The sequence below is a fragment of the Bacillus sp. NPDC057893 genome, from assembly GCF_042796455.1.
Classification (GTDB): domain Bacteria; phylum Bacillota; class Bacilli; order Bacillales; family Bacillaceae_G; genus Bacillus_A.
In genome coordinates this window covers 876,798-888,921 of the sequence record NZ_JBHVNG010000002.1, presented here as the reverse complement: position 1 = coordinate 888,921, position 12,124 = coordinate 876,798, and the positions used below count along the sequence as shown (strand labels likewise).

Below are 12,124 nucleotides of genomic sequence, written 5' to 3'. Positions count from 1 at the left end.
GGAGTTCAAGGACAAAACCCTTGAACTCCTCTTCATGTATTAATTGGCACATTGTTTATTTTCAGTATCAATGGACCATCCAATAATCGTGGCACAATCTCTACCTTTCCACTGCAGTACATTTGTTAATACAGGCTCAATCTGTAAAGAAGTTCCGTCGTGTAATATTTCTACTAAAGATTGATCATCATCAAACTTTCGTTTATCACATTCTAAAATACCATCTGTTGCCATTACAATGTGATTCTGACCTTTTTCTAATCCCCTTATCCCTGATGTAAAGCAAGGTGTATTCGCTGCAAAAACATTTTTTCTTCCTATATATTCATAGTTTTTACGCTTATTTAGCCTACCTTTTCCGTTTTTCGTTTTCTCTGAATGGAATAAATACGCGAAGCAATCACCAACTGATAGCCAATATAAGAACTCGCCTTTTCTTAAACAAATTAAACATGCAAGTTCCTCATCATCTTGGTCACATTTCTTGATAAATAGCTCATCTGTAAATAACGCTAATAAATACATATGTGTATGATGAAAAGCTAGATGGATTGGATATGAAAATAGCTCTTTTAGTTTTTCTTCTCTTTCTGAAATAGCTTCTATTATATAATGTATATTTTTCGTTTTATGATGTGTATCAAAAATCATAACAAATTCAAATTCTAATTTCGGATCCCACCAAGCTAGTACTGCATCTCCTCTTTCATATGCATCACTCTCTTGATTCCCTCCATATACGCCGACTGAAAGAGGACCACATTTTTCAACATGTATTTGATCTACATACATCTTTTCATGACTAATCCATTTAAATGTATTCACAGCTATCATCCTCTCTCTTGCTAAATGTATACCTTTACACATAGATTACCTTATATTTCAATAAAAATAAACTTTTTCAACATTTATTATGAAAATAACAGGATTTTAATTCTTACAAGACGAATATATCTTATAATACGATATAAAAATTAGGGGGAATTATAATATGAAAGACATTAATCCACATTGGGAGACAATATACTACCACTTACGCTATGAATATGAAGACAATCTTTCTCATCAAGCAATTCGTATTTTACAAATCACTTCTCGGGAAAAAGATATAACAATTGGAAAAATTGCTTCTGAACTTGGTTTATCTCATAACACAGCGTCCGAACATGTAAAACGTCTTATTCAAAAAGGATTTATCATGAAAGAAAGAAATAAACAAGATGAAAGAGTTGTGAACCTTACATTAACGGCAGAAGGAATTGAAGCATTAGAAAAGCATACTTTGCTAGATAAAGAAAAAATACAAATATTAGAATCACAGTTATCAAAAGAAGAGCAACAATTAATAGCAAAAGCCTTTTCGTTATTAGCTAAGGAGGCAAAATATGCATTTCCTCGTTAAGGTCATCGTTTCTGCACTTATTATCGGCGTTATTACTGAAGTCGCTAAACATTATAGTACGATAGGCGGCTTTATTGCTGCCCTTCCTCTTGTGAGTTTACTTAGTTTATTTTGGATTTCTTTCGAAGGTGGGAGTAAACAGGAGTTAAGTCAATTCGCTATGGGCGTATTATATGGATTTCCTGCATCAGCATTACTATTATTTATTGTTTATATCGGTTTAAAGAACTCCTTTTCACTTAATACGTCTGTACTCTTTGGCATATGTGCCTGGTGTATCGTCTTTACTTGCCAAAAATTATTTCAAGCTTAGGGGGAATTACTATTAATAGATCAGTAGAGATATTTGGACAAAATGTAGAAGTATATATGAGAGGTAATAGTAAACAAACTATAGTCATTCAAACAGGAATGGGATGCTCATTTTATGATTGGCTTCCTATTATAGAAAAGCTTTCACAAAACTTTACAGTCATTTCATATCATCGCCCAGGTTACGGAGAAAGTGAGCTAGGAACTAATCCACGTACAACAATACAAGCTGCAAAGGAACTACATATGCTGCTACATGAACTAGATATTTACGAGCCTATCATTTTAATCGATCATTCCTATGGAGGTTTATGCGCACAACATTTTGCGATATTACATGAGGATCAAATTAAAGCACTTATTTTAGTTGATTCTACTTCCATGAACTTACACCGATTAGATGAACTTCATTTACCAGTTTCTGATCAAACTGATTCTGATGATATTTGGCTACAGAAATATCATACTTACCCCAACATGGATGCAGATGCACTTTATACTGAACTAAAACCTATGCTCGTCAATACAACAAAACAGCATATCAAATTTTCTACATCTCCTTCATTATATAAAGCGACAGCTTCTGAACTGTCCGAGTGGAAAAATTGTGCTCGCTCAATAAAAAAACAACATAAAACATTAGAAATGCCATTAATCGTTATCGGTAGAGATTCTCAATATTCTATTGCTCAATTGATTGAGGGCGGTATGCCAAAAGAAGAAGCTACACAACTTGAAGATATGTGGCAAGAACTTATTCGTGAACAATTAAATCTCTCAATAAACAGCCAATACATTTTGGTTGAACATGCTAGTCACGGGATAGCAAACGATCGTCCAGATGCTATCATTGAAGCCATTCACTTATTGTAAATAAAAAAAGGAAGCAACTAAAGCTGCTTCCTTACTTATCTATTCATAGTCTTCTTCGTCATCATCAACTTCTTCATAATACGAACTCCCATTGCTTACATATATAGGACCATTCGCAACATCAATACGTAGTACCCATGCCCATGGCACAGCTAAACGTTTATGTATTGCTCTCCAAAAATTCATTGATTTTCTTTCGTACTCCTGGAACTCCTGAAGTAACTCTTTATAGGAGGAACCGTCTAACTGAATATTTGCTTCTAATAAACGAGAATGGGCATAGTACTGTAACTCTAGTTCAGCAGCAATCTCCATTTCTTCTTCCGTTGCCATACCTATAATTGCTCCATCTGCTGGTGCGATTTCATATACGTTGTGAACTTCAATAAGCCCTTCTTTCTCTTTTTCAAACATGTAAACAGCCTCCTTTAACCAATATTTTTTATGTTACAAAGTCATACTTCTACAATACCTTCTCTCTTTCCTCTTTTTTTGATAAACTTTTACAAAATGTTTATCTGATGACCGGTTTTTTCTATTCTTTCAGCAGAAATGAAATCATTATTATCAAAAATCAATTTATACACATCGGGCATATGAAGTGTTTTCCAAAACTGAAAATCATATTTCGAATCAAAATAATTCATTAGTAATACCATAATATTCCCATGAGTACCTATTACAATATTCTTTCCTTTATATTTTCCCAATATATTTTGCATACATAATACAGCACGTCTTTGTGCTACATCATTTGATTCCCCGCCTTCGTATGCAAAAGTCCAGTCTTCCCACACCTTCTGAATAGCATCATTAAAATCCTGTACTGGTTCTTTACTTAATAACCTTTCCCGTAAATCTTCTTCCAATTGTATTGATAGTTTATTTGCATTCGCAATTCCTTCAACGGTCTGAATCGCTCTTTCGTATGGACTAGAAATAACAACATCAATCTTCTCATCTTTTAACAAGCTTGTTATGTTTTGTACATCTAACCAACCCTTCTCAGATAAGGGACGTTCCCTTTCTTCCTTTGTATATGTAGAGTGAGCGTGGCGAACGAAATATATTGTAGTCATTTATTCAACTTCCTTTCTTAGTTTCAATCAATATTCAATGGAGTACATAGGAAATCCTGTATCGTTAAAAGAAAAGGACGCTTTCTAATAAGTGCCCGTTGTTTACATAATAAAATTATTTCATTATAATTTTATTATGAATTCTTCATCTGTTATAACATCTCGAATGAAGTAATCTATATTATTTCTAAGCTTTTGGTATGTAATTTGATTATCTATATCATCAAACATTATTACAACCTCAACCTTGTTCCCCTTTTTATCCGTAGTATACAAACTTTTTGTCAATACGAATGCGGTAGAACCACCTTTTTGCCCAGCATATTCAAACTTACTATTTTCAACTGTTCCTTTAAAAACATTCTCAATTTCATCTTGCATTAATTTTGGAAAATAATTTCTACTATTTATCTTTTCCATTATACTCATATAATCTTTAGCATTTGCACTCACTAATCGATCTGACCAAATACGTTGAAATTCCATATCTACTTTTAATGGAATTTCACGCTTTTTCCATTCTTCTTCATCTTTCATCCATTCATGAATTTGTAACACATGTTTATTATATTCATCGTTTGACATGTTACGTATCATTTCTAACGATTGATCTTCTGACTCATGAAGCTCTTTTTCTACGTATCCTCTCATATATAGTGAAGCAGTATAAGAAGTGAACTTGTCATGACTAGTAAGCTCTAACTCTTTTATACTTTCATTTACTCTTTCTATGCCAAGCTTCTCTAACAAATATGTTGTATTTGCATTAGAACTATAATGAATCATCCCTTTGGCAACTTCTTCTAAAGTGATTTGTCCATTTTTCACTAACTCTTTAGCTTTGGCATCTTCTAACCAGGCAGGATGCGCTCCACCATCAGTGTTTTTTACGTAATATTTTTCTAATTCATGTAATGAAATTTGTTCATCTCGACTTATCTTTCCTTCTGACACTTGTTTAGCAAATTCAACCGCTATTACGATTTTTGCCATACTCGCTAATGGTAATTTTTTATTTTCATTTATCGATGTTAATACTTCGCCATTTCTTCTAATAAGTAATGAGCATGTTTCATTATTTTTATGTTCTTTTATGTAATTTAAAACATACTTTGGATCTTCTTTTGACAAATAATATTTCATAATTACAAAGAAAGCTACAATGCCTACTATAATAACTCCCACAATAATCCCTATAATCTTTAATATATTCACAATATGCCCCCCCTCTAATAAAGTGAAACTATAATCAGTGGGGGTTTTGTTCATCCCCCACTGATTATTAGTTGAACCAATCGGGCGTTTACGGGCAGTTGATCTCCCACCTAACTTCTTTGCCCCAACCGAATTTTGAGGTGGGAGTTTTACTGCCCGTTAATGCGGGATAAATTCCCTTCTATATAATCGTTACACCGAGTGAAATTACAAAATTTCACAAAATAGAATAACTCTTCCTTACACTTGAAAGAGTTATTCTATATCGTATAGGAAAATTCGTGATTTGCTCATCATTTACATAACAAAAAAACATGCTTTCACTATGAGAGCATGTTTTGTGATTTTTTTCACATTGTTTAGTTAAAAAATAAACCTTTTACTTACCATGATGTAACATTAAATCACTGAGTTCTTCTTCAATGTGATTTAATTTCGCAACGCCTTCTTTCCATTTATGAATATAACGTGAAACCCCAACGAAAAATAAAATAATAATTGTGGAAAGAATAATACCATACACGATAGCTACAGTACTCATAGTTACACTTCCTTGTAATTAGTTATGTTTTTATTATAAACCTTTTTCTTTTAAAATACTTCGATTTCAACTTTTTGTAACAAAATTGATTTTTCTAACAAATAAATAAAAAGACTTTATATTTTTATCCTACCAAATATCACCTTATATTCTTTAAACATCTCCATTTGTTAAAAAACGTTCGAAAAAGGAAAATTTTTCACAAAATATACAAAACTTCACCATATGTACTATTACCATATGGGTTATATTATTTAATAGTGTAAAGGGGATGATACAATATGACGACTTGGTTTATTGTACTGTTAGTTGTATTTGGGGCATTTAAAATTATCGTTTCTAGCCTTCCTAACTCTGTTATTGAATCCATTATTAGCAGGTACGAAACACATCCGCAACTTGATGAAGAGAATGTGACTGTTACAATCAATGGAAATAGCTTAGAAGGTGAAAAGAAATCTCAAATTATTAATGATTTTAATGAAGGTTTATTTTTAGATCGCTATTATGCACCACCACAAAATGAGAGCACTCCATTAATTATTAATGCAATACGTGGCAAAAAAGATTTTACATTTTATATTTATAGTCATGAAGAGCATGTTGATGTTGTAAAACAACATAAAAAGAAAGTAGTTGCTTATAGTTTACGCTCTAAAAACCTACAAAATAGTGATATGTTCGTATCAGCTGATTTAGCTTAATGCTCATATATTAGAAAAAGGAATCCATGGCATATGGATTCCTTCTTTCTTATTTACTGAAAAATCAGCTCTGTCTTCAAACTATCTTTCGATAACAGCCATCCTTTTTTCTCTATACTCGCCATTAATAATTCTCTTTGTTTTGTTGCAATACTTTCCTCATTTGTTTTAAACGACACTTCTATTACGAAATCATCTTCTATTTTCCCGGTATTACTTAATGGCCAAATTTCAATATTCGTTTTTATATTTTCAAATTCACCTGTATACCGTTTCATTAATACAGGACCGTAAATACGGGAACCCCTTAACATCTCTTCTCCCCAATTCGTATACAACCATTTGTTCATTTTCCCTGGTAACTTTTCTATTAACATGTTCTGAGCAGCTTGTTCATTTGGTAAATCAAGTATCCCATATCCTTTAGCACTGTAACTTTTCTTGTTTGAAATACTTAATGTTTTCTTCTCAAATCCCCAATCTATTTCTGCCTCATAACTATCCGTATTACTATCAAATCCATCTTTTTTAGCTACTTCTAGTGCCTCTTGAATTACACCACTTTGAATAGGGTATCTCTTTTTATATGTTAGCTCAAAATCTTTACTAAATTCTTTCTTTCGAATTCTAGCAAACCAACCTTCATTACTTAAATTTTTATTCGCCATATCTAAAAATTGCACTTGTATTCTTTCATAATTTGTACCAGCCTGGAAATGTTCTAGTACCTCTTGCTTCATCTCTTTGTTATAACCTAATACTTGTTCTGGCTTTAATAATAACTTCACTTCAAAACTAGGTTTCATTGGACTAGCAGCAAACCCTTCCTTAACGTTATAAAGGAAACAACAAAAGAAAATGCTTACGAATACAAATACTTTTTTCATATACCTATCCCCTTTACATTTTAAATTACTTCTATACGTTCCATTGCAAGTGAATATATATTTTCATATCCTGCTGTACTTAGCTTTTGTTGTAATCGATCCGTATCCTCTTTAAGAGCGTGCACTAACACCGTATGTTCTGGTAATAATGTATTTAACATTTCCTTAACATCACTTATACTTTGATGAACTTTATACGGAACTCGATTCACCCTACATGTATTCCTTACATGCTCTTTCATAACTTTTTCTGCAAAACTCCCTTTAGCAATATGTCCTGTAAAAATAATGGAATTCCGTTCTTCATGCCGAAGTTGTTCATAGTATAACTGTGCTCTTTTCGTTTGCATATTCGCATCACTCATTACAACTATTCCGTAACTATTTTGCATACTAATGTCATTATCCATAACTATTATGTTTCTTTTCAAACTCTCCATAATCCATTGAAGTCCTTCATTATTTTTTAGCCAATCTTTATATATGAACATCTCTTCAAATCCAGCCAAAATTTCTTTATCTACTATAAGCGGAAATTCTTTATATCGTTCATATAAATACAATACTATATCTTGCGCCCTACCAAGTTGCGGCAGCGGTAGTAATGCTATTCCTTTATTTTGCATAACTCGTTCAATTTCTGTACATAGATCGTCTAATCTTTCATTTTGCGAAACATCATCAGTGTGGTAAGCGGCATCTACAATTGCAATTTTTATATCGCTTCGCAAATTTTCAGGTAAATTAGCTCGTAGTATATTAGATTCTGCTGAATAATCACCAGAATAAAATACGTATGTATTACACATATCCACTAAAAACCAAACAGCTCCTAATACATGCCCACTATACCCCCATTGAAACCGCAACGTCGGTGTAATCTGTATCCATTCATTTGGATTACTAATCTCATCAATACATACATAATTTAAATCTTTAATATTTTGGTCGTTATAAGGTAAATCCCACCCTTTTGAAAGATTGTAGTTTCTCCATTTTTCAAAATAAGCTGGCAGTTGCTCCTTCGTATAACGAGTCGTCCAAATTTTTTTCTTATATCCATACTTCGTCAATAAAGGTAATCCCATCGTATGATCTTCATGAATATGTGATAAAAATACCGCATCCAAAAATGTAACTATTTCTCTTTCTATTTTTGGATAACTCTCCTCATAGGATCGATTAATACCACAATCAAATACTATTCTCATCTCTTTATTTTTTACAAAATAGCAGGAACGACCGTATTCTCCCGCTCCTCCCCATACTTCCATCCTCATCATGCTACCCCTTTTCGTTTTTGCTCCATATGTTGCAGAAGTAATAAGCACATTGTTGTAAGCCCAACAGAAACAACGGCCATCGCCATTCCTATAGATACTTCCCCTTGTTCAAATTGAGCAAAAATAAACGTTGCTGATGTTTCTACTGATGGAGGTAGTACGAGAAGCGATGCTACTAACTCTCTTATCGAAATCGTAAATGTCATCGCCCATCCAGCAAGAATGCCTGGGATAATAAGAGGCAATATTATTTTTCTAAAAATATAAATATAATTTCCAGAAAAAACACTCCCTGCCTGTACAAGAGAATCATCAATTTGTCCGAGCGATGCTTTTACATACTGCACCGTATAAGGTAAAAAAAGAACAACATACGTTACTATAACCATGACAGGCGTATTGTAAATTGATATAGGCATATATGGTGAATTCCAAAATAAAATAAGCCCTACAACCATCACTATTCCTGGTACCATATTCGGTAACATACCACACATATCAAGCCATTTTTCAGAGGACTTTTTCCCCTTCCGAATCATAAGTGCCAAAAAGACCCCAACAATTACAGCAACAATCGCTGTTACGAGTGAAAAAATAAAACTGTTCCATAAAGCTTCTAATCCTGGAGAACCTATTGTAAACAATGCTTCATAATGGCTTGTTGTAAAGTTATTTAAATGTAAGCCACCGCCTCTTAATTTTGACAAAGAAGCAATAAGTATAGAAAAGTATGGGATTCCAATTGCTACTATTAGTAAAGTAATTACATAAACCCATGCTATAAAACGTGTAAATGTAGACAAAGTATACCTTTTAGATTTCACACCTTTTCCACTAACCATTGCATATGAGTACTTTCGATTCAATACATTTTGCATATACCAAATGAGCATACACGCACTAAGTAATAAAGAAGATAATGCTGTTGCACTACTAAAATCAATCGGCCAACTCGAAATAAATTTATGAATCTCAGATGTTAACACATGGAAACCAATTCTACGTCCAAATGTAGCTGGTGTTCCAAATTCTGCAATCGTCTTTACGAAAATAAGTAAAGCACCCATTACATAACTTGATAATAATAACGGTAATATTATCTTTCTTAAACGATAGAAGAATCCACCACCATGAACTGCTGCAGCTTCTTCTTTACTACTCCCAATCTGAAGTAACGTGTTCTTTAACATGAAATAAAGGAATGGGAATAAATGCAGACTCATAATTAGAACCATACCTCCTAAACTAAAAAACGAAGATGAAATCGTCTTTAGCATCGGAAAAAATTGTTCAAAATAGCCGTTAGGTTGCATGAACAAAATCCAGCCCATCGATCCAATATACGGCGGCGTCATAAATGGAATCATAAAAACAATGTCCAATTTACTATGCTTTCCAACATCTGTTTTGCTCATAATGAACGCTAATGGAAATGCTAATATTGTAGCTCCTAGTACAACGAGTACACCTAGCAATATTGAATTCAGAAAAATCCCAGCTAATCCACCACTCTGCATGACTTCAAAAGGCTTTAAAAAATTCCAACTGCTATTTTCATATACACTAGAAAATAAAATGAGAAAAAGCGGAATGACGATTAACATCACCACAAGTAACAATGCTACTGTCATTCCAACTTGTCTTACTGATACGAATCGATTTACCATGTAATCACCATCTTATTGAAATACTTTCTTAAATTGTTTTCCTATTTCATCTTGTTCTTTCTCAACTGTTTTCCAATCAATATTTAATACTGGGATCTCTTCTACATTTGGTCTATTTTCAGCTTTTATATCTTTTCTACCAGGCAATAAATACGCTTTAGAAATTTGTTTTTGCACATCATCTGATAATAAATAATCAATAAACTCTTTTGCACCTTCTACATTTTTACTATCCTTCATAATGCCTGCTGCCCGTGGACTAATGACTGTTCCGCTTTTTGGATATACGATATCAACTGGTTCACCCTTTGCTTTTGCACTGTACGTCATATAATCAACACCAGCAATTACCATATCTTTCGCACCTGTTACAACTGGATCTAACGCTTCTTGGTTTGCCCCTGCTACTGTAACTTCATTTTTCTTAAGCTGTTCAAATAACTTCCATCCATCTTGTCCATTCTTTTTCACGTATCCTGTTACAAAGTCTAAAGCCGAACCTGAAAGCGCTGGATCTGGAAGATTCACTTTCCCTTTCCATTCTCCTTTTGTTATATCGCTCCAGTCTTCAGGCGCTGTCTTCACATTTTTTGTGTTGTACACAATTCCTAATGCTGAAGCACTATATCCAAAATAATGTCCTTTATCATCCGACCATTCAGAACGAAGCTTATCAGCTTGTTTCGCTTCTTTATAAGCTAACGTTTGACCATCTTTCTTTAATCCTTCCATAGCTGGTAAAGAAGCGAGCACGACAACGTCAACGACTGGATTTTTCTTTTCAGCTTCCATTCTCGCTAAAATCTTACCTGTTGTTCCTTGAAACATTTCCACTTTTATACCGGTTTTCTTTTCAAAGTCCTTTTGAATTTTTTCTGCTAATCCTTTTGGTCCTGCACTATATACAACAATTTTCTTTTCATTAGAATTTTTATTTTTTGCATCTACATTACCTGTCTTTGAGCTACAACCTGTTACTACAGCAGAAAATAGTAAAGTACATACAAATAAAGACTTAAGCGAACTGAATTTCTTCATACGATTCTCCCCCTATATGATGAATACATTTTTTTGGTACATATAACGATACCGGTTTACCGATGCTTAGCTTACTATTGTTATAAGCTGTCCATACACCGAGTGTCCCCATATTTACTTTCACTTCATAACGTTCTCCTACATATGTAACGTGCTGAATTTCACCTGTATACATGTCGCACGCGTCATTTTTTGTCCAGCTCACGTGCTCTGGGCGAATCATTTGTTTATTCTCTACAAGCCAATTTGCTTTACCAACAAACTTTGCAACAAATTCATGAGACGGTTTCACATAAATATTTTCTGGCGTTCCTTTTTGTAATACTTCCCCTTGTTTCATTACAATAATTTGGTCTGACATTGACATAGCTTCTGTTTGATCGTGTGTTACATACAATGCCGTTAAACCAATGGAATGAACGATATCCATAAGCTCTAAGCGCATTTCTTCTCGTAAAATTGCATCGAGTGCACTTAACGGTTCATCAAACAAAATAAAATGAGGCTTTGTTACGATTGCTCTAGCAAATGCGACACGTTGCTGCTGTCCGCCAGAAAGTTCGTGTGGATATCTTTTCTCCATACCTTGCAAGCGAACTCGCTTTATCGCATCTTCTACCTTTTCGCGTAAATGATTCGTTTGCTTTGTAGCCCTTAAACCAAATGCAACATTTTCAAAAACAGTCATATGCGGCCATAAAGCAAAATCCTGAAATACCATACCGATATTCCGTTCATGAGGAGATGTTTTTACCTTTTTTGTAGACGAATACATACACTTATCTCCAAAATATATTTCTCCTTTATCCGGTTCTTCAAGTCCTGCAATCATTCTAAGCAAAGTCGTTTTCCCGCATCCCGAAGGTCCTAAAAGTGTGGTAAACTCTCCTTTTTCCATTACAATTTGTAACGGTTTTAACGCCTGCATTTCTCCAAATGTCTTTTCTAATCCATGAATTTTAATATCCATCGTTTCACCTCTCTCCCCTCATTCTTAACCTGCTTTCATTCTATATGGAAGATTTATACTGAATGTTAATGTACTGTAAAGATTAAATTAAAAAACTTCTAATAAACTATTTATTTCTATAGATTTTTTCTATAGTTAAAATAAAAAAGGCGG

14 protein-coding genes and 1 pseudogene are annotated in these 12,124 nt (G+C 33.5%); 4 read left to right on the top strand and 11 right to left on the bottom strand.

Going from position 1 to position 12,124, the window contains the following annotated elements; genetic code table 11:
• Nucleotides 1-39: 39 nt before the first annotated feature.
• Complete coding sequence (locus tag ACFVQC_RS13380; RefSeq protein WP_377892760.1) at nt 40-867, bottom strand: PP2C family serine/threonine-protein phosphatase; 828 nt, start codon at nt 865-867, stop codon at nt 40-42.
• 124 nt (nt 868-991) lie between these two features.
• Between ACFVQC_RS13380 and ACFVQC_RS13375 the strand changes: the two genes are divergently transcribed.
• The 3 genes from ACFVQC_RS13375 to ACFVQC_RS13365 are packed head-to-tail and all read left to right on the top strand — an operon-like array spanning nt 992 to nt 2,587.
• Nucleotides 992-1,402: a MarR family winged helix-turn-helix transcriptional regulator gene (locus ACFVQC_RS13375; RefSeq protein ID WP_377892758.1), complete on the top strand. Its 411-nt coding sequence runs from the start codon at nt 992-994 to the stop codon at nt 1,400-1,402.
• Nucleotides 1,386-1,715 carry a DUF3147 family protein gene (locus ACFVQC_RS13370; protein ID WP_219917877.1) on the top strand — a complete coding sequence of 110 codons (330 nt, stop codon included), beginning with the start codon at nt 1,386-1,388 and terminating at the stop codon, nt 1,713-1,715. The genes ACFVQC_RS13375 and ACFVQC_RS13370 overlap by 17 nt, the downstream gene beginning before the upstream one ends.
• Nucleotides 1,667-2,587 (top strand): alpha/beta fold hydrolase, encoded by a 921-nt coding sequence (locus tag ACFVQC_RS13365; protein WP_377898469.1) that lies wholly within the window; start codon nt 1,667-1,669, stop codon nt 2,585-2,587. The genes ACFVQC_RS13370 and ACFVQC_RS13365 overlap by 49 nt, the downstream gene beginning before the upstream one ends.
• Before the next feature lie 39 nt (nt 2,588-2,626).
• Here the strand turns inward: ACFVQC_RS13365 and ACFVQC_RS13360 are convergent, their stop codons facing one another.
• The 5 genes and pseudogenes from ACFVQC_RS13360 to ACFVQC_RS13340 all read right to left on the bottom strand — a co-directional run bounded on the left by ACFVQC_RS13360 (nt 2,627) and on the right by ACFVQC_RS13340 (nt 5,662).
• On the bottom strand, nt 2,627-3,001 hold the full coding sequence (locus ACFVQC_RS13360) for a hypothetical protein (protein WP_000461761.1): 375 nt from the start codon (nt 2,999-3,001) through the stop codon (nt 2,627-2,629).
• Nucleotides 3,002-3,090: 89 nt separating this feature from the next.
• A complete protein-coding gene (locus ACFVQC_RS13355; RefSeq protein ID WP_377898468.1) occupies nt 3,091-3,666 on the bottom strand; it encodes a histidine phosphatase family protein in 576 nt (191 codons plus the stop codon).
• A gap of 123 nt (nt 3,667-3,789) precedes the next feature.
• Nucleotides 3,790-4,881 (bottom strand): serine hydrolase, encoded by a 1,092-nt coding sequence (locus ACFVQC_RS13350; protein ID WP_377898467.1) that lies wholly within the window; start codon nt 4,879-4,881, stop codon nt 3,790-3,792.
• 379 nt (nt 4,882-5,260) lie between these two features.
• Entirely contained in the window at nt 5,261-5,422 is a 162-nt protein-coding gene (locus tag ACFVQC_RS13345; protein ID WP_002158451.1) for a hypothetical protein, read from the bottom strand.
• A gap of 50 nt (nt 5,423-5,472) precedes the next feature.
• Nucleotides 5,473-5,662: pseudogene (locus ACFVQC_RS13340) on the bottom strand (hypothetical protein).
• Between the two features lie 41 nt (nt 5,663-5,703).
• On the opposite strand from ACFVQC_RS13340, the gene ACFVQC_RS13335 reads away from it, so the two are divergent.
• Nucleotides 5,704-6,126, top strand: coding sequence for a YfmQ family protein (locus ACFVQC_RS13335; protein WP_131231730.1), 423 nt, complete (start codon nt 5,704-5,706; stop codon nt 6,124-6,126).
• A 53-nt stretch (nt 6,127-6,179) separates the two neighbouring features.
• Here ACFVQC_RS13335 and ACFVQC_RS13330 read toward each other — a convergent pair whose 3' ends face one another.
• From ACFVQC_RS13330 to ACFVQC_RS13310, 5 genes are read right to left on the bottom strand one after another with little or no spacing between them, the layout of a single operon-like run.
• On the bottom strand, nt 6,180-7,013 hold the full coding sequence (locus ACFVQC_RS13330) for a hypothetical protein (protein WP_377898466.1): 834 nt from the start codon (nt 7,011-7,013) through the stop codon (nt 6,180-6,182).
• A 20-nt stretch (nt 7,014-7,033) separates the two neighbouring features.
• Nucleotides 7,034-8,296, bottom strand: coding sequence for an MBL fold metallo-hydrolase (locus ACFVQC_RS13325; protein WP_377892749.1), 1,263 nt, complete (start codon nt 8,294-8,296; stop codon nt 7,034-7,036).
• On the bottom strand, nt 8,293-9,963 hold the full coding sequence (locus tag ACFVQC_RS13320; protein ID WP_377898465.1) for an ABC transporter permease: 1,671 nt from the start codon (nt 9,961-9,963) through the stop codon (nt 8,293-8,295). Before ACFVQC_RS13320 ends, ACFVQC_RS13325 begins: the two co-directional genes overlap by 4 nt.
• Nucleotides 9,964-9,975: 12 nt before the next feature.
• Nucleotides 9,976-11,001, bottom strand: coding sequence for an ABC transporter substrate-binding protein (locus ACFVQC_RS13315; protein ID WP_286098004.1), 1,026 nt, complete (start codon nt 10,999-11,001; stop codon nt 9,976-9,978).
• Nucleotides 10,979-11,971, bottom strand: a complete 993-nt coding sequence (locus ACFVQC_RS13310) for an ABC transporter ATP-binding protein (protein ID WP_377898464.1) — start codon at nt 11,969-11,971, stop codon at nt 10,979-10,981. The genes ACFVQC_RS13315 and ACFVQC_RS13310 overlap by 23 nt, the downstream gene beginning before the upstream one ends.
• Nucleotides 11,972-12,124: the final 153 nt, after the last annotated feature.

What these genes read in the sequence shown, in the direction of transcription:
- ACFVQC_RS13355 (WP_377898468.1), bottom strand. Translation starts at nt 3,666, where the DNA reads ATGACTACAATATATTTCGTTCGCCACGCTCACTCTACATATACAAAG.
- ACFVQC_RS13380 (WP_377892760.1), bottom strand. Translation starts at nt 867, where the DNA reads ATGTGTAAAGGTATACATTTAGCAAGAGAGAGGATGATAGCTGTGAAT.
- ACFVQC_RS13320 (WP_377898465.1), bottom strand. Translation starts at nt 9,963, where the DNA reads ATGGTAAATCGATTCGTATCAGTAAGACAAGTTGGAATGACAGTAGCA.
- ACFVQC_RS13370 (WP_219917877.1), top strand. Translation starts at nt 1,386, where the DNA reads ATGCATTTCCTCGTTAAGGTCATCGTTTCTGCACTTATTATCGGCGTT.
- ACFVQC_RS13330 (WP_377898466.1), bottom strand. Translation starts at nt 7,013, where the DNA reads ATGAAAAAAGTATTTGTATTCGTAAGCATTTTCTTTTGTTGTTTCCTT.
- ACFVQC_RS13325 (WP_377892749.1), bottom strand. Translation starts at nt 8,296, where the DNA reads ATGATGAGGATGGAAGTATGGGGAGGAGCGGGAGAATACGGTCGTTCC.
- ACFVQC_RS13345 (WP_002158451.1), bottom strand. Translation starts at nt 5,422, where the DNA reads ATGAGTACTGTAGCTATCGTGTATGGTATTATTCTTTCCACAATTATT.
- ACFVQC_RS13365 (WP_377898469.1), top strand. Translation starts at nt 1,667, where the DNA reads ATGTGCCTGGTGTATCGTCTTTACTTGCCAAAAATTATTTCAAGCTTA.
- ACFVQC_RS13375 (WP_377892758.1), top strand. Translation starts at nt 992, where the DNA reads ATGAAAGACATTAATCCACATTGGGAGACAATATACTACCACTTACGC.
- ACFVQC_RS13360 (WP_000461761.1), bottom strand. Translation starts at nt 3,001, where the DNA reads ATGTTTGAAAAAGAGAAAGAAGGGCTTATTGAAGTTCACAACGTATAT.
- ACFVQC_RS13310 (WP_377898464.1), bottom strand. Translation starts at nt 11,971, where the DNA reads ATGGATATTAAAATTCATGGATTAGAAAAGACATTTGGAGAAATGCAG.
- ACFVQC_RS13335 (WP_131231730.1), top strand. Translation starts at nt 5,704, where the DNA reads ATGACGACTTGGTTTATTGTACTGTTAGTTGTATTTGGGGCATTTAAA.
- ACFVQC_RS13315 (WP_286098004.1), bottom strand. Translation starts at nt 11,001, where the DNA reads ATGAAGAAATTCAGTTCGCTTAAGTCTTTATTTGTATGTACTTTACTA.